Source organism: Massilia agri (genome assembly GCF_024753255.1).
Taxonomy (GTDB): domain Bacteria; phylum Pseudomonadota; class Gammaproteobacteria; order Burkholderiales; family Burkholderiaceae_D; genus Telluria; species Telluria agri.
The window spans coordinates 204250-224978 of sequence record NZ_JANUHA010000007.1 but is presented as its reverse complement, the minus strand read 5'-3'; the positions used below and the strand labels follow the sequence as shown (position 1 = coordinate 224978).

General features: G+C 65.9%; 16 protein-coding genes. 12 read left to right on the top strand and 4 right to left on the bottom strand.

The features are described from left to right. Position 1: 1 nt before the first annotated feature. A complete protein-coding gene (locus tag NX780_RS12545) occupies positions 2–1120 on the bottom strand; it encodes a carbohydrate kinase (RefSeq protein WP_258828192.1) in 1119 nt (372 codons plus the stop codon). 290 nt (positions 1121–1410) lie between these two features. Here NX780_RS12545 and xapA point away from each other — a divergent pair, with 290 nt between their 5' ends. The 8 genes from xapA (at position 1411) to NX780_RS12505 (ending at position 13540) form a co-directional block, all read left to right on the top strand. Next, positions 1411–2259 carry a xanthosine phosphorylase gene (xapA, locus tag NX780_RS12540; protein WP_258828191.1) on the top strand — a complete coding sequence of 283 codons (849 nt, stop codon included), beginning with the start codon at positions 1411–1413 and terminating at the stop codon, positions 2257–2259. Positions 2260–2278: 19 nt separating this feature from the next. After that, complete coding sequence (locus NX780_RS12535) at positions 2279–3472, top strand: phosphopentomutase (RefSeq protein WP_258828190.1); 1194 nt, start codon at positions 2279–2281, stop codon at positions 3470–3472. Continuing rightward, entirely contained in the window at positions 3469–4425 is a 957-nt protein-coding gene (gene deoC, locus NX780_RS12530) for a deoxyribose-phosphate aldolase (protein WP_258828189.1), read from the top strand. The genes NX780_RS12535 and deoC overlap by 4 nt, the downstream gene beginning before the upstream one ends. A 17-nt stretch (positions 4426–4442) precedes the next feature. Next, complete coding sequence (locus NX780_RS12525) at positions 4443–6821, top strand: aldehyde dehydrogenase family protein (protein WP_370663608.1); 2379 nt, start codon at positions 4443–4445, stop codon at positions 6819–6821. Positions 6822–6980: 159 nt separating this feature from the next. Next, the gene (gene deoA, locus NX780_RS12520) at positions 6981–8303 is read left to right on the top strand and encodes a thymidine phosphorylase (protein ID WP_258828188.1); all 1323 of its coding nucleotides are present in this window, start codon (positions 6981–6983) and stop codon (positions 8301–8303) included. A gap of 2 nt (positions 8304–8305) precedes the next feature. Continuing rightward, entirely contained in the window at positions 8306–8707 is a 402-nt protein-coding gene (locus tag NX780_RS12515; protein ID WP_258828187.1) for a cytidine deaminase, read from the top strand. 406 nt (positions 8708–9113) lie between these two features. Next, complete coding sequence (locus NX780_RS12510) at positions 9114–11816, top strand: TonB-dependent receptor (RefSeq protein ID WP_258828186.1); 2703 nt, start codon at positions 9114–9116, stop codon at positions 11814–11816. Between the two features lie 173 nt (positions 11817–11989). Continuing rightward, positions 11990–13540 (top strand): tryptophan halogenase family protein, encoded by a 1551-nt coding sequence (locus tag NX780_RS12505; RefSeq protein WP_258828185.1) that lies wholly within the window; start codon positions 11990–11992, stop codon positions 13538–13540. Between the two features lie 14 nt (positions 13541–13554). Here NX780_RS12505 and NX780_RS12500 read toward each other — a convergent pair whose 3' ends face one another. Then, positions 13555–14301, bottom strand: coding sequence for a GntR family transcriptional regulator (locus tag NX780_RS12500; RefSeq protein WP_258828184.1), 747 nt, complete (start codon positions 14299–14301; stop codon positions 13555–13557). Between the two features lie 162 nt (positions 14302–14463). On the opposite strand from NX780_RS12500, the gene NX780_RS12495 reads away from it, so the two are divergent. After that, on the top strand, positions 14464–15444 hold the full coding sequence (locus NX780_RS12495; protein ID WP_258828183.1) for a glycoside hydrolase family 18 protein: 981 nt from the start codon (positions 14464–14466) through the stop codon (positions 15442–15444). Between the two features lie 9 nt (positions 15445–15453). Here the strand turns inward: NX780_RS12495 and nagZ are convergent, their stop codons facing one another. Continuing rightward, positions 15454–16956, bottom strand: coding sequence for a beta-N-acetylhexosaminidase (gene nagZ, locus NX780_RS12490; RefSeq protein WP_258828182.1), 1503 nt, complete (start codon positions 16954–16956; stop codon positions 15454–15456). A gap of 38 nt (positions 16957–16994) precedes the next feature. Next, positions 16995–17729, bottom strand: a complete 735-nt coding sequence (locus NX780_RS12485; RefSeq protein WP_258828181.1) for a GntR family transcriptional regulator — start codon at positions 17727–17729, stop codon at positions 16995–16997. A gap of 419 nt (positions 17730–18148) precedes the next feature. Between NX780_RS12485 and NX780_RS12480 the strand changes: the two genes are divergently transcribed. The 3 genes from NX780_RS12480 (at position 18149) to NX780_RS12470 (ending at position 20724) form a co-directional block, all read left to right on the top strand. Continuing rightward, positions 18149–19507 carry a sugar MFS transporter gene (locus NX780_RS12480; RefSeq protein WP_258828180.1) on the top strand — a complete coding sequence of 453 codons (1359 nt, stop codon included), beginning with the start codon at positions 18149–18151 and terminating at the stop codon, positions 19505–19507. 156 nt (positions 19508–19663) lie between these two features. Further along, positions 19664–20008 carry a contractile injection system protein, VgrG/Pvc8 family gene (locus tag NX780_RS12475; protein ID WP_258828179.1) on the top strand — a complete coding sequence of 115 codons (345 nt, stop codon included), beginning with the start codon at positions 19664–19666 and terminating at the stop codon, positions 20006–20008. A 59-nt stretch (positions 20009–20067) separates the two neighbouring features. After that, positions 20068–20724 carry a DUF2076 family protein gene (locus tag NX780_RS12470; protein ID WP_258828178.1) on the top strand — a complete coding sequence of 219 codons (657 nt, stop codon included), beginning with the start codon at positions 20068–20070 and terminating at the stop codon, positions 20722–20724. Positions 20725–20729 lie beyond the last annotated feature (5 nt).

The window sequence follows — 20729 nt, the reverse complement described above, 5'->3', positions numbered from 1 at the left end:
CTTAGTCCAGTACGGTTTCGTTGAGTTGGTTCACGGGCCCGTCGAGCAGGCCGGGTTCGATGTCGAGGCAGACGGTCTGCGCGCAGGCCACCGTCATGGCGGACAGCTGCAGGCCGCGGCGGCACGCCACACCGAGATCGGTTTCGCCCGCATGCAGCGACCAGCACACGGCGGCGGCAAAGGCGTCGCCGGCGCCGGTGACATCGACCACCTCGGCAACCGGCGCTTCCAGGCTTTGCAGGCCGGCGGGGCTCGTGTACAGCACGCCGCCGGCGCCGCGCGTGACGATGAGGTCCTGCACGCCCTGGCGCTGCACCTCGGCGCAGGCGCCAGCGATCGCGTCCAGGCTGCCGAGCGGACGGCCCACGCGCACCGCCAGCTCGCCTTCGTTGAGGATCAGGAGGCGCAGGCCGGGGAGCCGGGCAGGCAGGCGCGCCATCTTCGGTTCCGACACCGCCACCAGCACCAGCGGGATGCCTTCGCGGGCTGAATCCTCGACCAGGGCGTCGACCGTCTCGAGCGGAAGGTTCAGGTCGGCCACCACCAGGGCCGCGCCCAGGCGCTGCTGCTGGCGGCTGGCGATGAAGCCCGGCGTCAGGTGTTCGTTGCAGGCCATGTCGGCCAATGCCACCACCATTTCGCCATCGCGGTCCAGCACCGCCGTGTAGGTGCCGCTGCCGATGTTGTCGAGGGGCAGGGTGCCGCGGGTGTCGATCCCGAGGTCCTCGGCCTGGGCGAGGAGGGCGCGGCCGGAGGCGTCGTTGCCCACCGCCGTGATCAGGGCGCTGGGCGCGCCCAGGCGCGCGAGGTTCTCCGCGATGTTGCGGGCCACGCCGCCGAAGGATTCGCTTTGCGTGGCCGGGTTCGAGGTCGCGAGGGCCAGCTTGTCGAGCGTGCGCAGCTTACGATCCAGCACGGCGGCGCCGATGCACAGGATGGGCCGGCGGTCCGGCAGCACATAGGCACGCCCCAGGATGCGGCGTTCGCGCACCAGGGTGGCGATGTAGTTGGCCACGGCCGAGCGCGAAAGCCCCAACTGGCTTGCGAGGTCCTGTTGCGAAATGAAGGGATTCGCGCGGATCAGTTCATACAGCTGTTCTTTTTTCGGCTGCTCGCTCACGGTCGTTCCTGGGTTATAAACAAGTGTTTATCGATACTAGATAAATGTTTCGCAAGAGTCAAATACTCTTGGATTGATGTGTCGGTATGCCAACAATACACCGCCTGATTTATTTTTTAAACCAATAAATCGACAAGAAAAATGGTATTTGCCATACATATCGCCCCTCATGCATAGTTATAATATTCAGGCTCACATGTGCCGAAACAGCTGCCCATCAGAAAGCTCAGCAGCAAGATCGGTGCCAGCCCCTCCTCATCTCTCCCGTACTGCATACCACAAGGACAATCATGTTCAGCAACACTCCATTCGAAGCAGCAGAAGTCATCAAGGCGCGCAAACCCGGTTTCGCGCCGCGCGTCGCCCTCATCCTGGGTTCCGGCCTGGGCGTGCTGGCCGAGCAGATGACCGATGCCGTCTCGATCAGCTACGCCGACCTGCCGGGCTTCCCGATCAGCACCGTGCACGGCCACGCGGGCGAGCTGGTGCTGGGCCTTCTTTCCGGCGTGCCGGTGGTGTGCATGAAGGGCCGCGGCCACTTCTATGAAGGCTATGGCGCCAGCGTGATGACCTCCGCCGTGCGCACCTTCAAGCTGATCGGCTGCGAGATGCTGTTCGTGACTAATGCGGCCGGCTCGCTGCGTCCTGAAGTGGATGCGGGCAGCGTCGTGGTCCTGAGCGACCACATCAACCTGCTGCCGGGCAGCCCGATGGCCGGCCCGAACGACGAGCGCTTCGGCCCGCGCTTCTTCAGCATGGCCAATGCCTACGATGCCGACATCCGCGCACTGATCAAGGAAACCGCGGCCAGCAAGGGTATTACCCTGAACGAAGGCGTCTACCTGGCCTGCCCGGGACCGAACTTCGAAACCGCCGCCGAAATCCGCGCCTTCAAGGCGCTGGGCGCCGACGTGGTCGGCATGTCGGTGGTGCCGGAAGTGATCGCCGCGCGCCACTGCGGCCTGAAGGTCGCCGGCGTCTCGGCCATCACCAACCTGGCCGAAGGCCTGACCCCGTTCCCGCTGTCGCACGAACAGACCCTGAAGTACGCGGCCGTCGCCGCCAAGGACCTGGTCACCCTGATCCATTCCTTCATCGAGCGCCTGGGCGCGATCCCGCGCGCAGAGGCGGCGGTTTAAGACACGCGAGGTAGAGACCATGTCACGCGCATTCATCCTCCTGCTGGACTCCTTCGGCCTGGGCGCGCTGCCCGACGCCGACAAATACGGCGATGCGGGCGCCAACACCTTCGGCCACATCGCCGAGTGGGCCGCGAAAGAGGGCAAGCCGATGTCGCTGCCCAACCTGGAACGCCTGGGCCTGGCCGCCGCCGCGCACAAGGCGAGCGGCGAGTGGGCGCCGGGTTTCACGCTTCGCGACGGCTTTGCCGGCGCATGGGGCGTCGCACGCGAGCAGTCGACCGGCAAGGACACGCAGAGCGGCCACTGGGAGATCGCCGGCGTGCCGGTGCTGTTCGACTGGGGCTACTTCCCGAAGACCGTGCCGTCCTTCCCGAAAGAGCTGACCGACAAGCTGCAAGAGATCACCAAGGTGCCGGGCTGGCTGGGCAACTGCCACGCCTCGGGCACCACCATCATCGACGAGCTGGGCGACGAACACGTCGCGAGCGGCAAACCGATCCTCTACACCTCGGCCGACTCGGTGCTGCAGATCGCCGCGCACGAAGAGCACTTCGGCCTGGAGCGCCTGTACGCCGTCTGCGAAGCGGCCTATGAACTGGTCAAGCCCTACAACATCGGCCGCGTGATCGCGCGCCCCTTCCTGGGCGAGAACGGCAAGTACAAGAGGACGAGCAACCGCCACGACTACGCCGTGCCTCCAACCGCGCCGACCCTGCTGGACCACGTGAAGAACGAGGGCGGCGAAGTCATCGCACTGGGTAAAATCAGCGACATCTTCGCGGCCCAGGGCGTGACCCAGCTGATCAAGGGCCCGGACAATATGGCCCTGTTCGACCGCCTGGTCGAAGTGGCCGATACCGCGCCTTCGAAGTCGCTCACCTTCGTCAACTTCGTCGACTTCGACATGCACTTCGGCCACCGCCGCGACGTCGCCGGCTATTCGAACGCGCTGCACGAATTGGACGCGCGCCTGCCGGAATTCATGGCCAAGCTGAAGGACGGCGACTTGGTCGTCATCACCGCCGACCACGGCTGCGACCCGACCGCGCCGGGCTCCGACCACACCCGCGAGCACATCCCGATGATCTTCTTCGGCCCGAACGTCGCCGCGCAGGAACTGCCGACCGCCTCCACCTTCTCCGACATCGGCGCCACGCTCGCCAAGCACCTTGGCGTCAAACCACTTTCGAACGGAACCGCACTGCTATGACCCAGCCCCTGGATTTCAAACGTAATACCGCCGTCGGCCTCGACCTCGGCCTGGTCAAGCACGTCAAGGTGAACCGCAACGCGGCCGACCGCCGCGCCGCCAGCCTGGCGAACCGCCGCACCGTCAAGAAGGAATACCAGGCCGCCTGGCTGGTCCGCGCCGTCGAGTGCATGGACCTGACCACCCTGGGCGGCGACGACACCCCGGGCCGCGTCGAGCGCCTGTGCATGAAGGCCATGCGCCCGCTGCGCGCGGACCTGATGCAGGCACTGGGCCTGGAGTCGCTCACCACCGGCGCCGTCTGCGTCTACCACGAGATGATCCAGCCGGCCGTCAAGGTCCTGCAGGGCCGCCTGCCGATCGCCGCGGTGTCGACCGCCTTCCCGGCCGGCCTGTCGAGCCTGGAGACCAAGCTGCGCGAGATCGAGCTGTCGGTGGCCGCCGGCGCGACCGAGATCGACATCGTGATCACCCGCCAGCACGTCCTGACCGGCAACTGGCAGGCCCTGTACGACGAAATGGTCGCCTACCGCCAGGCCTGCGGCGAAGCGCACGTGAAGGCGATCCTCGCCACCGGCGACATCGTCACCCTGGACAACGTGGCCAAGGCCTCGATGGTCTGCATGATGGCCGGCGCCGATTTCATCAAGACCTCGACCGGCAAGGAAGGCGTCAACGCGACGATTCCCGTGTCGCTGGTGATGGTCCGCGCGATCCGCGATTACTACGAGCAGACCGGCTTCCAGGTCGGCTACAAGCCGGCCGGTGGCGTGTCCACCGCCAAGGCCGCGCTGCAGTACCTGACCGTCATGAAGGAAGAACTCGGCAACGACTGGCTGCAGCCGCACCTGTTCCGCATCGGCGCCTCGAGCCTGATGACCGACATCGAACGCCAGCTCGAGCACTACGTGACCGGCAACTACTCGGCCGCCCATCGCCACGCGCAACCATAAACAGCAACGGATTCGTCATGCCAACTATTAAAGAGATTCTTCAGACTATGGATTACGGTCCCGCACCAGAAAGCACCAAGGAAGCGAACGCGTGGCTGGACCAGCATGGGCGCCGTTTTGGTTTGTTCATCGATGGCGCGTGGAGCGAGGCCGCGACGACCTTCGCCACCAGCAATCCTGCCGACGGCAGCGAGTTGGCCCAGGTGACGCAAGCCACCGGTGACGATGTCGAGCGCGCCGTGCAGGCCGCGCGCCGCGCCCAGCCGGGCTGGGTGGCGCTGGGCGGGCAAGGCCGCGCACGCGTCATGTATTCGCTGGCGCGCCTGCTGCAAAAGCATGCGCGCCTGTTCGCGGTGCTTGAGACCCTGGACAACGGCAAGACCATCCGCGAAACCCGCGACGCCGACCTGCCGCTGGCCGCACGTCACTTCTACCACCACGCCGGCTGGGCCGCGCTGCAGGCGGAAGAATTCGCGGACTACCGCGCCGTGGGCGTGGTCGGCCAGATCGTGCCGTGGAACTTCCCGCTGCTCATGCTGGCATGGAAGATCGCGCCTGCGCTGGCCGCCGGTAACACGGTCGTGTTCAAGCCGGCCGAGTTCACTCCCTTGAGCGCGCTGCTGTTCGCCGAGATCTGCCAGCAGGCCGGCGTGCCGGCGGGCGTGGTCAACATCGTCACCGGCGACGGCGCCGTGGGCGAAGCCATCGTGAATCACCCCGGCATCGACAAGCTGGCCTTCACCGGTTCGACCGAAGTCGGCCGCATCATCCGTAAAGCCACCGCCGGCACGGGCAAGAAGCTGTCGCTGGAACTGGGCGGCAAGTCGCCCTTCATCGTGTTCGACGACGCCGATCTCGACGCGGCCGTCGAAGGCCTGGTCGATTCGATCTGGTTCAACCAGGGCCAGGTCTGCTGCGCCGGTTCGCGCTTGCTGGTGCAGGAATCGGTCTACGATCGCTTCATCGGCAAGGTGAAGGCGCGCATGCAGAACCTGCGCGTCGGTTCGCCGCTCGACAAGTCGAACGACATCGGCGCGCTGGTCGACCCGATCCAGCAGCAGCGCATTCACGGCCTGGTGGAATCGGCCCGTGCTGAAGGCTGCGAAGTGTGGCAGCCGGCCTGCGGGCTACCTTCCGCCGGCTCCTGGTACCTGCCGACCCTGATCACGGGCGCATCGACGTCGGCCGCCGTCGCGCAGGCCGAGATCTTCGGCCCGGTGCTGGTGGCGATGAGCTTCCGCACCCCGTCGGAGGCCGTGCAGCTGGCGAATAACACCGTCTACGGCCTGGCCGCCTGCGTGTGGTCGGAATCGATCTCGCTGGCGCTGGATGTGGCGCCGCAGATCAAGGCCGGCGTGGTGTGGATCAATACCGCCAACCAGTTCGACGCGGCCTGCGGCTTCGGCGGCTACAAGGAATCGGGCTTCGGCCGCGAAGGCGGCAAGGAAGGCATGTACGAGTACCTGACGCCGCTGTCGGAAGATGCGCGTCCTGCGGCGCCCGTGGCGCCGGAAAAAGGCCGCGTGAAGGTATCGGAAGAGGGCAGTCCCTTCGCCATCGACCGCACGGCCAAGCTCTACATCGGCGGCAAGCAGGCGCGCCCGGACGGCGCCTACAGCCGCGCGATCAGCGGCGCCAATGGCGCCTTCCTGGCCGACGTCGGCGAGGGCAACCGCAAGGACATCCGCAATGCCGTGGAAGCGGCCCACAAGGCCTCGGGCTGGTCCAAGGCCACCGCGCACAACCGCGCGCAAGTCCTGTACTACATCGCCGAGAACCTGGCGATCCGCGCCGACGAATTCGCCCAGCGCATCGCCGCCCAGACCGGCGCCAAGGATGCCGCCCGCGAAGTCCAGGCCTCGATCGAGCGCCTGTTCTACTGGGCAGCATGGTGCGACAAGTACGACGGCGCGGCCCACCAGCCGCCGATGCACGGCATCACCGTGGCGCTGAACGAACCGGTCGGCGTGATCGGCATCGTCTGCCCGAACGAGAACCCGCTGCTGGGCTTCATCTCGCTGGTGGCTCCGGCACTGGCCCTGGGCAACCGCGTGGTGGCGGTGCCGTCGGAAGCGCATCCGCTGTCGGCCACCGACCTGTACCAGGTGCTGGATACCTCGGACCTGCCGGGCGGCGCGCTGAACATCGTCACCGGTTCGGCATCGGAACTGGCCCGTACGCTGGCGTCGCACGCGGACGTGGATGCGGTGTGGCGTCACGATGGTTCTGCCGAGGGTTGCGCGGAAGTGGAACGTTTATCGAGCGATTCGCTCAAGCGCACCTGGGTCGGCGGCGCCAAGGGCCGTGACTGGTTCGATGCGAAGCAGGCTTGCGGCCGCACCGTGCTGCAGCACGCGAGCCAGGTCAAGAACGTCTGGATTCCGTACGGCGTCTAAAGCATTGTTTGCGTCGATGGACGCAGTTGTAGGGTGGGCGGGTCTCCCGCCCGCGCGTTCAAACCACGTATCCCCGGCCTGCTGAGTGGCTGTTCATGGGATGGTTGAACGCGCGGGCGGCGAAGCCGCCCACCCTACGTTATAGAAAAAGGGTTTTGTATGTTCCTCCCCCAAGAAATCGTCCGCAAAAAGCGTGACGGCGGCGTCCTGAGCGCCGAAGAGATCCAGTTCTTCGTGCGCGGCATCCCGGATGGCAGCACCACCGAAGGCCAGATCGCGGCGCTCGCGATGGCTGTCTACTTCAACGACATGACCATGATTGAGCGCGTCGCCTTCACGCTGGCGATGCGCGATTCGGGGCAGGTCTTGGAGTGGAAGTCGCTGGACCTGCCGGGCCCCGTGGTCGACAAGCACTCGACCGGCGGCGTCGGCGACGTGGTCTCGCTGATGCTCGGACCCATGATCGCGGCCTGCGGCGGCTTCGTGCCGATGATCTCGGGCCGCGGCCTGGGTCACACCGGCGGCACCCTCGACAAGTTCGACTCGATCCCCGGCTACAGCACCGTGCCGGAACCGGAAAAATTCCGCCAGGTCGTCAAGGATGTCGGCGTGGCCATCATCGGCCAGACCGCCCAGCTGGCGCCGGCCGACAAGCGTTTCTACAGCATCCGCGACACCACGGCGACCGTGGAATCGGTGGCCATGATCACCGGCTCGATCCTCTCCAAGAAGCTGGCCGCCGGCCTGGACGCGCTCGTGATGGACGTGAAGGTCGGCAGCGGCGCCTTCATGCCGAGCTACGAGAAATCGGTGGAGCTGGCCGAGAGCATCGTCCAGGTGGGCAATGGCGCCGGCACCCGCACCTCGGCCATCCTGACCGGCATGAACGAGTCGCTCTGCCACGCCGCCGGCAATGCCGTCGAAGTGCGCGTCGCGATCGACTACCTGACCGGCAAATCGCGCCCGGCGCGCCTGCATGAAGTGACGATGGCGCTGTGCGCGGAGATGCTGGTCATCTCCGGCATCGTCGCGAGCGACGAAGAAGCGCGCGCCAGGCTGCAGGCAGCGCTCGATTCCGGCGAAGCGGCCGAGCGTTTCGCACGCATGGTGACCGCGCTGGGCGGCCCGGCCGACCTGATGGACAAGCCGGATGCGCACCTGGAAACCGCACCGGTCATCGTACCGGCGCCGGCGCTGCAGGCCGGCTTTGCCACCTCGGTCGACACCCGCGGCCTGGGCCTGGCCGTCGTGGCGCTGGGCGGCGGCCGCGTGCGTCCGCAGGACACAATCGACTTCGCCGTCGGTCTCACCGGTTTGGTGGAACTGGGCGACAGCATCGCCGTCGGCCAGCCGCTGGCCATGGTCCATGCGCGTACCCAGGAGGCTGCCGAGCAGGCAGTGCGCCAGGTGCAGGCCGCCTACCGGATCGGTGCTTCGATGCCCGCGGCCGAGCCGATGATCTACAAGACCATCCGTCCTTGATCATGAAATACGCGAAACTCATCGACGAAGCCCGCGCCGCGCGCGAACTGGCCTATACGCCGTACTCGAAGTTCCAGGTCGGCGCCGCCCTGGAATGCAAGGATGGACGTATCTTCCGCGGCTGTAACGTGGAAAACGCCTCCTACGGCCTGTGCAACTGCGCCGAGCGCACCGCCTTCTTCAGCGCCATCGCCGCAGGCTACAAGCCGGGCGACTTCGCGGCGCTGGCCGTGATCGGCCAGACCGACGGCCCGATCGCACCCTGCGGCGCCTGCCGCCAGGTGATCCTGGAACTGGGCGGCAATGCGCTGCCGGTGGTCTTGACCAATCTGAAAGGCGACGTGTTCGAGACCACGGCTGCCGAGCAGCTGCCGAACGCCTTCGGCGGCCGCGACCTGGGCTAGTCAACCCTGCATCCGCGAGGGCTCCGGCCCTCGCATCCTTCCCGGGCCTCTCCCTGGTCCGACTCTCCCCAGCATGCGCCTAGCACAGCAATGTTTCCATTTTGCGACATTGTTTAGCGCCGCTTTCCATCCTGTTTAGCTAATACCACTTTGCATGTGGTCTTCCCGGCTTGCCGAATAGCCAAGCACTGCTGAGCCTGCATTTCCCCTGATACCACTTGCCCACCCATGCTTGCCTAGCTCTACCAGTCCATACCAAAAACGCATATGCCTATGAAAATTGGTAGTGATTTGGTATTAGAAGAGTTGTATATTGGTCACACACTGGTTTTCTGTAGAGGCGCAAGGAGCAGGTTCGACAAACTGGCTGTTTAGTGGACGGCCAATCCATTTTTAGGGGACTCACATGCAGCGTGAAACAAAAACAATCAACCTCACTCCATTCGCGGCCGCAGCGGCGCTGATGGTGCTGAGCCTGAACGCCAACGCCCAGCAGGACACTACCGACGCACCGACCACGGTGGTGGTGCAGGGCATCCGGGCGTCCGTCCAGGAGTCGATCAACCAGCGCCGCAATGCCGACTCCTATGTTGAAGTGATCACCGCCGAAGACGTGGGCAAGCTGGCCGACAAGAACGTCGCCGACTCGCTGCAGCGCCTGTCGGGCGTGAGCGTGGCCGCGGCCGGCGGCTCGGAAGGCAGCTTCGGCGAGAACGACCGCGTGGCCCTGCGCGGTACTCCGTCGTCCCTGACCCTGACCACCCTGAATGGCCACTCGGTCTCGAGCGGCGACTGGTTCTCGGACAACATCATCGCCGGCGGCCGCAGCGTCAGCTTCACCCTGTTCCCGTCCGAGCTGATCGGCCGCGTGACGGTCTACAAGGGTTCGCAGGCCAGCCTGATCGACGGCGGCGCCATGGGCCTGATCGACATCGAGACCCGCAAGCCCCTCGACCTGCTGCGCAAGCAGACCATCACGGCCCAGGCCAGCGTCGGCGCCATGCATTCCGAGTACGCCAAGAAGACCGACCCGCAGCTGAGCGGCATGGTCGCCTGGCGCAACGATGCGGCCACCGTCGGCGTGCTGTTCCAGGCTTTCCACCAGAAGCGCCACCTGAGCCGCGTGGCCCAGGAAAACTCGATCTGGTGGGACAAGGTCGAAGCCGGCTCGCCGATCGCGAACGCGATCCCCGGCTCGGTCGGCGCGATCGTCAACTACCTGGGCGGCACCGCCTGGTTCGAGCAGGAGCGCACCCGCACCGGCGGCCTGGTCGACCTGCAGATCCGCCCGAACAAGGACCTGAACCTCGACCTGACGGTCTTCCATTCGAAGATGGACGCGCCGAACGTCAACCATAACTTCATGCAGACCATGGGCCGCTTCCTGGGCAATGCCTGGGCCGCGCCATCCTTCCCCGCGTCGAACATCACGGGCACCGTCAGCAATGGCGTGATCACCTCGGTGTCGGCCACCGTACCGGCCAACTGCACCGTGTGCGCCGAGATGTCGGGCTCGATCCAGGAGATCTTCGCGCGTCCGGTCGCCGAGAGCCAGTCGCAGTTCGTCAACCTCGACGGCAAGTACCGCATCAACGAGCTGTGGACCGTCAGCGGCAAGGTCGGCACCACCAAGGGCAAGGGCAATACCGAGAGCGGGGCCCTGAGCAACCCGATTCCCTTCGGCGCCATCAGCTACACCCTCAATGGCCCGGACAAGGCGATCAACTACGTGACCGCCGGCAGCGCCCAGCACGCCATCGGCGGCGGCTACGGCGGCGTGCCGGGGACCTTCGGTTCCCACGTCACCTCGAAGGACGAGGAGACCTATGCCCAGCTCGACCTCGAGCGCAGCCTGGACCACTCCTTCTTCCGCACCGTCAAGTTCGGCGTGCGCGGTGCCAGGCACGAACGCAGCCTCTCGGTGATCGACAACGGCCCGCTGCCGGGACTGACCGATCCGAAGAACCTGCCCCTGTACGGCCTGACCACCTTCCCCGAGCATCTCAAGGACGTGGCCGGGATCGGCTCGAACTACTGGACCTTCAGCCAGGCGAGCGTGAACGACTGGGTGCGCAAGTACACCGGCTTCCTGGTGCGTCGCCGCCAGGCCGAATTCGACATCAAGGAGCCGACCGCCTCGGCCTATGTGCAGGCCGACTTCGGCAACGGCGCCGGCCTGTCCGGCAATGTCGGCGTGCGTTACGCCCGCACCAAGGAGGACGTGCTGAAGTACGAGATGGGTCCTTCGGGCACGTTTGAACCGCGCAAGTACGAGAACACCTACAAGGACGTGCTGCCCAGCCTGAACATCCGCTACGAGATCTCGCGCGACATGGTCCTGCGTTCGGGCCTCTCGCGTACCCTGGCGCGTCCGGAACTGGGCGCCATGGCCGGCATCGACCTGCGCGACCAGCAGCGCACCGGCACCACCGGCAACCCGATCCTGGCGCCGATCACCTCGGACAACTTCGACGTCGGCGTCGACTGGTACTTCGCACCGCGCTCGCTGCTGGCCGCGAACGTGTTCTACGCCGACATCGACGGCTATGTCTCCTACGGCGCCAGCTCGGGCATCTACTACAACCAGCAGGCCCAGGCCAATACCGAGTACCAGACCAGTTCGCCGATCAACTCGACGGCCAAGGTCAAGGGCGTGGAGCTGAACTATATCCAGACCCTGCCGCTCGGCTTCGGCTACAACGTGAACTACACCTACACCGATGCCGAAGAGACCGGACGCAAGCCGGGTTCGGCCTGCGGCGCCGTACAGTATGCGGACTGCACGATGATCGGCGCGTCGAAGAATGCGGCCAACGTCGGCGCCTACTTCGAGAACGACCAGTTCAGCGCGCGGGTGAACTACAGCTGGCGCTCGGGCTTCCTGAACGGCTTCAGCCGCAACACGGCCCAGTTCCAGGATTCCGTGGGCACGCTGTCGGCGACCTTCTCCTACCGGATCAGCGAGAACCTCAGCCTGTCCCTGGACGGCAAGGACCTGAACAACCCGACGCACCGTTCGATCGTCAAGAACCCGGGCGCGCAGGACCTGCCGGGATCGATCTACCGCAACGGCCGGCAGTGGTTCCTGACCCTGAACGGCAAGCTCTGAGTCCGATGTTGTCGGGTTAATGGGTTCGTAGGGTGGGCAATCCTTTGCCCATGCGTTCAGCAAGAGCAGGCGTCGCCACGGTGCACGCGTGAGTTGAACGCGTGGGCGGAGGACCGCGGGGCCGCCCAGGCCCACCCTACGGGGCTTGACTATAACTTTGGGAGTGCCGCACCATGAAAAGCGCTTCGGAAATCAAGCAGATCGTGATCGTCGGCGGAGGAACAGCGGGCTGGATGAGCGCCCTGATCCTGGCCGATACCCTGGCGCAGTCGACCGCCATGCAGGGCGTGGGCATCACCCTGCTGGAGTCGCCCGTCGTCGGGACCATCGGCGTCGGCGAAGGCTCGACCCACGCCCTCAAGCGCTTCTTCGACACGCTGCGCATCGCGGAATCCGAGTGGATGCCGGCCTGCCACGCGACCTACAAATGCGGCATCACGTTCGACGGCTGGTCGACACGGCCCGGATTCACCAGTTACTTCCACCAGTTCTCGACCATGGTGGACAACCTCACCCAGCCGGTCTTCATGAACAATGTTCACTCCCGCCTGCGCGGCGTGGATGCACCAGGCTGGCCGAACGACTACTTCCTGTCCGCGCATCTGGTCAGGAACAAGCTGGCCCCGGTCACCCCCGAGCACTTCCCCTTCACGGTGAACTACGGCTTCCATTTCGACGCCACCCTGCTGGCGCGCTTCCTGCGCAAGAAGGCGCTGGAGCGCGGCGTGCGCCACCGCCAGTGCCACATCGTCGCGTCGAACCTCGATGCGCGTGGCGACATCGCCAGCGTGCGCTCGCAAGAAGGGGAGGAGTTCGCGGCCGACCTGTTCATCGACTGCTCGGGCTTTACGGGCCTGCTCATCGACAAGGCCCTGAAAACACCCTTCCACAGCTATGCCAATGACCTGGCCAACGATGCGGCCGTGGCCATGCCGACCCCGCACGACGGCGAGATTGCGCCGCATACGGTGTCCACGGCCCTGAAGCACGGCTGGGCGTGGCAGATTCCGCTCACTACGCGCTACGGCAACGGCTACGTCTACAGCAAGGCATACTGCAGCGCCGACCAGGCGGAATACGAGCTGCGCGAACGACTGGGCCTGCTGGAGTCGGATGTGCCGGCGCGCCACCTGGCGATGAAGGTGGGGCGGGTGGAGCAGCATTGGAACCGCAACTGCGTAGCGATCGGCCTGTCGCAGGGATTCCTCGAGCCGCTGGAAGCGACCGCGCTGTTCCTGACCCAGACGGCGGCGGCGATCTTCGCGGCTATTCTTACAGCGGGCGACTACGGCGAGCGCGCGCGCCAGGCCTACAACCGCGAGGTGAACGGCTACTTCGACGGGCACCGCGACTACATCGTCGCCCACTACAAGACCAACAGCCGCCCCGATACCGCCTACTGGCGCGACCGTGCCAGGGACCCCGGCGCGGTATCGGATTCGCTGCGCCAGGTCTTCGACACCTGGCTCGGGGGCAGGGACCTGGCCGCCGAGATCACGCGCCAGGGCCTCGACAAGTACTACCCGATCGGCTCATGGTATGCGCTGCTGGCCGGCATGGGCGTGTTCCCGCCGCCGACGCCCGCGCAGGCCAATCCGGCCTACCAGCAGCAGGCGCGCGAGATGCAGGAATTCCTGCGCCGCTGCACGCTGAATTTCCGCAATCACATGGAGGTCTTGCGCGAGTACGACCGCGCGGCCGGCGAGCAGGCAAGGGCCGCGTGAAGCCGCGCCGCGATCTACAGCGCGTTGAGTTCGGCGACGAAGTCGTACATGTCGCCGCGGAAGAAGGAGCGGCAGAACTCGACGGCGCGCCCGTCCGCGAGAAAACCGAGCCGCTCCACGCACAGGCCCGCCGCGCCGGGTTTGGATTCCAGCAGCTCGGCCTGTTCCTGGTTCAGGACGATCGCGGACAGGCGCTGCAGGGCGCGCACCGGCCGGTGGCCGGTCTTGCCGAGCGCCTCGTACATCGAGGCGTCGACGTCGTCGATGCTGGCCAGGGCGCTCTTGACCAGGGTCGCGTATTCGATGCACATGGGGATGCCGTCGGCGCAGCGGATGCGATTGAAACGGTAGACGGGCGCGCCGGGCGAAAGGCGGAAGCGCAGCGCTTCTTCCGGCGTGACCGAACCTTCCTGGCGCTTGAGCCAGCGGCTGCTCGGGACCTGTCCGCGCGCGCGGATGTCTTCCGAAAACGAGGTCAGCTTGGCGAAGTTCTTTTCGACCCGCGGATGCACATTGATATAGGTGCCGGAGCCCGGCGTACGCGCCAGGATCCCGTCCGCCACCAGGCCGTCGATGGCCTTGCGCACGGTAATGCGCGAGATGCCCAGCTCGGTGGCCAGCTGCCGCTCGGCCGGCAAGGCCCGATTGGGGCCGAAGAGGTGCTGCTCGATCGCCTGCCGCAGCGCGATCTCGAGCTGCTGGTAAAGAGGCAGGTTTCCGCCCGCGGCGACGGTTTGCATGATCCCCAGGAGCGGACTCATCAGATGTTTCCTTAGGTAAATTCTTGCTTGGGCAGCTGATGATCATACCAAAAAACATGCACGCCGCATTCGCGAAATGCGGCCATGTTCCGATCCGACGCCCGCAGGGGCGCTAACCCGCCGGACCGCTCTATGTGGCGCCGGCATGCATGAGGAATGACGATGAAGCTGAAAGCTGTTTGCATCCTGCTGGCGCTTGCGACCAGCGTCCAGGCGGCGCCCCTGATGCGCGGGCCCTACAAGCACGTGCCCCAGCACCTGGGCGAGGACCTGGTGCTCGCCGCCGCACATGGTGGCGTGCGCGCGCCCTACGTCAACGATGGCAAAGCCATGTACGGCAACGCGACCGTTTCGCTGGCCTTCGCGACCGGCGAATGCGGCAAGGAGACCTGGGGCAGGCCGGATGCGGACGCGCTCATGCGGGCCAATGTTCCGGCCTTCGTGAAGGCGGGCGTGCCCTATGTGATCTCGACCGGCGGCGCCGAAGGCATCTTCACCTGCACCACGCGCGCCGGCATGGACCGCTTCGTGGCGCGCTATATGTCGCCGATGCTGGCCGGTTTCGACTTCGACATCGAGACCGGGCAGACCGAGAAGCAGGTGGCGAGCCTGCTCAAGCAGGTGCGCTACGCCCAGCAGAAGCATCCGAAGCTGCGCTACAGCTTCACCATCGCGACCGTCGCCGCCTCGGACGGCAGCCGCCGCAGCCTCAACGAGACCGGGCAGATGGTGCTGCGCCAGCTGCGCAAGAGCGGCATCGAGGACTACGTCATCAACCTGATGGTGATGAACCACGACACCGGCAAGCCCGCCAACTGCGTGGTGGGCGATAGCGGCAAGTGCGACATGGGGCGCTCGGCGATCCAGGCGGTGCGCAATGTGAACGAACGCTACAAGGTGCCGCTGTCGCAGCTCGCGATCACGGCCATGATCGGCGAGAACGACAGGCCGGACAACCAGACCACGATCGAGGACGCGCGCGTGATGACGGAAGCGGCCGAGCGCATGGGGCTGGCCGGCCTGCACTACTGGTCGCTCGACCGCGATACGCCGTGCACCGAACCCGTGACCGCGGCCAGCCCCGTGTGCAGCGGACTCGATGTGGCGGCGGGCGAGTATGCCCGCGCCTTTGGCCTGAAGTAAGGGCGTCGTTCAGGGGGCGAATCCCGGAACGGGAATGACGCCCTCTGCATCGAGGCGGCCGTCCAGCCAGTCCCGGACCGCCTCGAGGGCCGGCATCGCGAAGCCGTAGGTGATCAGGGCCGGCGCGTCGATGTCCAGCGCGTGATAGGGGTTCCACAGGGCCAGGTGCAGGTCCGGCCGCCAGTTGCGCCGTGCATGCTCTCCATAGCGCAGGCGCGAGGTGGAGGCGAGGATGGTGTAGCTGCCGTCGTCCGGCAGCGCATCCCAGTCGAAGCCGTCCTCGTCGACGAAGGTCACCAGATCGAGCGCGCCCAGTCCGCTCAGGCAGGCGGCGATCACGTCGGCCGGCACGCCCGCCTCCGACACGCCATCGCTCACCACGTCGCGGCGCGCGACCAAGCGCAGCGGGGCGCCCGGTGGCGGGCGTCGTGGTGCGCGATAGGCGGTGAGGCCGCGGCGCCAGCCCTCGACCATGCGCTGCCGGTCGGCGGCTTCCTCGTCGTAGGGCGCCTGGAGGCAGGGATAGCGCGCGGCGAGCGCGGTCAGCCTGGCGCGCCGCTGCGCCGCTTCCCTAGGCGGAACGGCGCTGGAAGCGAGGGCATGCGCGATCGCGGCCAGCGTCTCTTCCTGGGTCTCGCGGGTGCCGAGCGCCATCACCATGTCGGCCCCCGCCTGGAGCGCCTGCACCGCCGCCTGGCCGGCGCCGTAGCGCCCGGCGATCGCATGCATGTCCATGCCGTCGGTGATGATGACGCCGCGGTAGTCCCAGGCCTCGCGCAGCAGGCCGCCGAGGATGGGACGGGACATGGTGGCGGGATAGTCGGGATCGAGGCTGGGGTAGACGATGTGGGCGCTCATGATGGCGGGCGCGTGGGGCGCGGCCATGCGGAAAGGGAGGAACTCGAAGCGTTCCAGTTCTGCCAGCGGCTTGTCCACGACGGGCAGCTCGCGGTGCGAGTCGACATGGGTGTCGCCGTGGCCCGGGAAGTGCTTGACGCAGCAGGCCACGCCCTGCGCCTGGCTGCCTTCCATCCAGGCCAGGGCCAGTTCGGTCGCGCGTACGGGCTCGGCGCCGAAGGAGCGTTCGGCGATCACGGGATTGACGGGATTGGTGTTCAGGTCGAGCACCGGTGCGAAGTTCCAGTTGAAGCCGAGCGACCTGACCGCGCGCGCGACGGCCGCGCCGGTCTGGCGCGCGAGCTCCAGGTCGCCGGCGGCGCCCAGTCCCATCGCCGCGGGCGGCGGCGGCAGCCAGGTCGAGCGCACCACGGCGCCGCCTTCCTGGTCGATCGCGATCAGGGCCTCGGGCCCCATTGCGTCGCGCAGGGCGGCCGTGAGCGCGCGGACCTGTTCGGCGTCGCGCATATTGCCTCTGAAGAGGCAGACGCCGCCGATGCTGTTCTCGCGCAGGAAAGCGCCCGTTGCGGCATCGAGTTCGGTGCCGGGGAAGCGGATCATCATCAGCTGTCCGGCGATTTTCCTGTACTGCGGGTCCAGGCTTGTCTGGCTCATCGGTGCTCCGTGCTTGAAGGGGGGCTTGTTCAAAGGGTTTATCGCTGCGACTCGGTCACGTAGCCGTAGTAGTCGCTGCGGAACCAGGAATGGGTCAGCTCGACGGCGGCGCCGGAGCCGAGATAGCTCACCCGTGTGATGTGCAGCATGGCGGTGTTCGGCGCCAGGTCGGTCAGGCGCGCCTGCGCGGCGCTGGCGTTGACCGCGCGGATGTGCTGCAGGGCGCGCACCGGGTGGATGCCGCGCTCTTCCAGGTAGTCGTAGAGCGAATCGCCGACCGCCTGCGGGTCTGGCATGTAGACGGCCGGGATGGTGGAGGTCTCGATCGCCATCACGATCTCGTCGGCGGTGCGCAGGCGCTTGAGCCGGACCACCGGCGTGTTCGGCGACAGGCCCAGCGACAGCATCTCGAGCGGCGTGGCGGCGCCAAGTTCGCGCGACAGCCAGATCGAGCCGGCCTTCGCGCCGCGCTGGCTGAGTTCCTCGGAAAAGCTGGACAGCCGCGACAGGGGTTGCTCGAGCTTGGGCGTGATGTAGGTGCCGGAACCGCGCACGCGGGTCAGGACGCCGCGCTCGCACAGGAGGTCGATCGCCTTGCGCGCGGTGACGCGCGAGATGCTCAGCATGCCGGACAAGGTGCGCTCGGAGGGCAGGGCTTCGTTGGGGCGCCAGCGGCCCTTGCCGATCGCGTTCGACAGCTTGTTCGCCAGCTGGATGTACAGGGGCGTCACGTCCGCGGGATCGGGCCGGAAGGCCTGCAGTTCTTCGTCCATTGCGGGTCAGGTGGCGTGGGCGCCGCAAGCGTCTGCACAGGGAAGATGCTGGGTCATCGTGGCCTTTCTTGCAATAAAGTTCGGTAAATATAGGTCGGGCCGTACCACTAAGTCAATCGGTATTTGATTGGTATTGATAATCTCCCCGCGTGCATGCGATGCGACGTAGAGCGGAAGTACGCGCCCTGGATGCGGATGGAACGGTGCGGAAGGAGGCGTGCAGGGGGCACTGATGAGTAAATTGGTAATTACCAGTGGTTTATAACTTTTTGTTCTGATACCATGAATTGCCGGCTTCAGTCTGCCTGCCGGCGACGACGGTTCGAACGCTCACAGTCTCTCCTCTGTGAGTTCCCCCGAGTCCCTTCACCGGGACCCGGGGTTTTTTTACGTGCATTGAATTCATTGTTGAGGTGTCCATGAAACGACGCGATACAGATTCGGCCGGCGCTTCGACGAGAGAGGTCGTCGTCGCGATGCTCTTCGTCGGCATGCTGTTCTTCATCCTGGGCTTCGTTACCTGGCTCAATGGCTCCCTGATCCCCTACCTGAAGATCGTCTGCGACCTCAGCAATTTCCACGCCCTGTTCGTCACCTTTGCCTTCTACATTGCCTACACCGTGATGGCCTTGCCGTCGGCTGCGGTGCTGGACAAGGTCGGCTACAAGCACGGCATGACCATCGGCCTGGGCGTCATGGCCACCGGCGCCTTGCTCTTCATTCCGGCGGCCCGCAGCGCCGCCTATCCGCTGTTCCTGCTGGCCCTGTTCACCCTGGCGACCGGCGCCACGCTCATGCAGACCGCCGTGAATCCCTACCTGGTCTGCATCGGGTCGCGCGAGAGCGCCGCCATGCGCATCAGCATCATGGGACTGTTCAACAAGGGCGCCGGCGTCGTCGTGCCGCTTCTGTTCGCTTCGCTGATGCTCTCGGGCGTCGGCAATGTCTCGGACATGGCGCTCGAGGCCATAGGCGCGGCCCAGAGGGAGGCCCTGCGCGCCCAGCTCGCCGAGCGGCTGGTATTCCCCTATGTGGTCATGGCGGGCGGCCTCTTGCTGGTCATGGTGATCGTGCACTTCTCGACGCTGCGCGAGATCACGCCGGAAAAGGATGCCGGCGACGTCACCGTGCACCGCTTCGGCGTGCTGCAGTTCCCCCAGCTGGTGCTGGGCGCCCTGTCTCTCTTCGCGTACGTCGGCGTGGAAGTCATCGCGGGGGATACCATCGGACTGTACGGCCAGCAGCTGAATGTGCAGAACTTCGGCGTGCTGACTTCCTACACCATGGCCTTCATGGTGCTTGGCTACCTGGTGGGCGTTGTCGCCATTCCGCGCCTGCTGGCGCAAAAGACCGCCCTGATGTTGTCGGCCCTGCTCGGACTCCTGTTCACTTGCGGCGTGCTGTCCGGCTCGTCGCTTGATGCCGGCCTGGCCCGGGTCCTGCTGGGATGGCTGGGCGTGCCGGTGGTGCCGGACACGGTGCTGTACCTGGCGCTGCTGGGCTTTGCCAATGCGCTGGTGTGGCCGGCGATCTGGCCGCTGGCGCTGGAGGGACTGGGCAAGTACACGGCAGCGGGATCGGCCCTGCTGGTGATGGGCGTGGCGGGAGGCGCGCTGCTGCCCATGCTCTATGGTCACTTCGCGGATGCCGCGCATCCGCAGACAGCCTATGCGGTGATGCTGCCGTGCTATGGCCTGATCCTGTTCTATGCGCTCAAGGGGCACCGCTTGCGGCGTTGGGGGTGGGATTCACGCCTCGCCACGCAGCCTGACGTATAAGGCGGCGGGATCGGCCGCGTCAGACTTCTTCGCGGGCGACCTTCGGAATTTTCCGCATGTTTTTCCTTTACTCAAGTGTAGTGACGCTGGTCAAAGCGCCAGAAAATTCCAGGCATGTAATTACTGGAAGCAAGCACTCACTGAACGGAGGAAGCGATGCCGAACCTTGCCCACGACGTCGTCATGTCGGCCTTGCCTGGACGGGAAAGCCGTGTCTTCCAGGACATGAACGTCTTTGACATCCTCGACGTCATCCTGGGCAGCTGTGCCGGTCGAGGCGCGATCGCTCCCAGCTGGCGCTTCGAGATCGCCGAACCAGGCGCCCATCCGAAGCGCAGCCTGACCACCCAATACCGGGAGAGCGACCTCGCTTTCGCGGAGCGTCTGATGCAGGAGGAGGGCCTGTTCTACTTCTTCGAACATGGCGGCGAGCCGGGTAGTGCCTCGCGGGGCGGTCGCACCATGGTGATTGCCGACCACAAGCCCTGTCCAGGCGCTTGAAATCGCGGTCAGACGCACAACATGCAGTTTTAATCATATCCACGATGAGGAGCACCACCATGAGCCCATCCGATACCCAGAAACTGCATGACTTCCTGGGCCAGCTCGTCCAGGCCCGCGGCGTCCAGAAAGACCCCGAAGCCGATTCCCTGATCCAGCGCGCCGTCGCCCAGCAACCCGATGCCGCCTACCTGCTGGTCCAGCGCGCCCTGCTGATGGAGCAGGCCCTCGACGCTGCCAGGTCGCGCATCGCCATGCTGGAAAGCCAGCTCGACAACCAGCAGCGCAGCGGCGGCGCCTTCCTCGATCCGCACAGCTGGGGCAACCGCCATCGTTCCCATTCGCCGCAACACCAGCAATCCCAGCACATGTCCTGGCAGCACGCCTTCCCCGGCTTCTCGAACCGCAGCGGCGGCGGCTTCCTGCGTGGCGGTGGGGGCGGAGGCTTGCTTGGCTCGATTGCCGCAACCGCGGCCGGGGTGGCGGCAGGCAGTTTCCTCTTCCATGGCCTCGACAACCTGTTCCATGACCACGATGCCGGCGGAAACGCCAGCCACCTGCTGTCAGATAACGACCAGTCCGGCAGCGCGTTGGCCGACCAGGCCGGCATCAACGACATCGGCCAGTCGGACAATCTGCTCGGTGACGAGGGCGGCCTCGACGGCCCCGGCGGTTTCTTCGATGGCGACGGTTCCGACGAGGGCCTGTTCGGCTAAGTGAA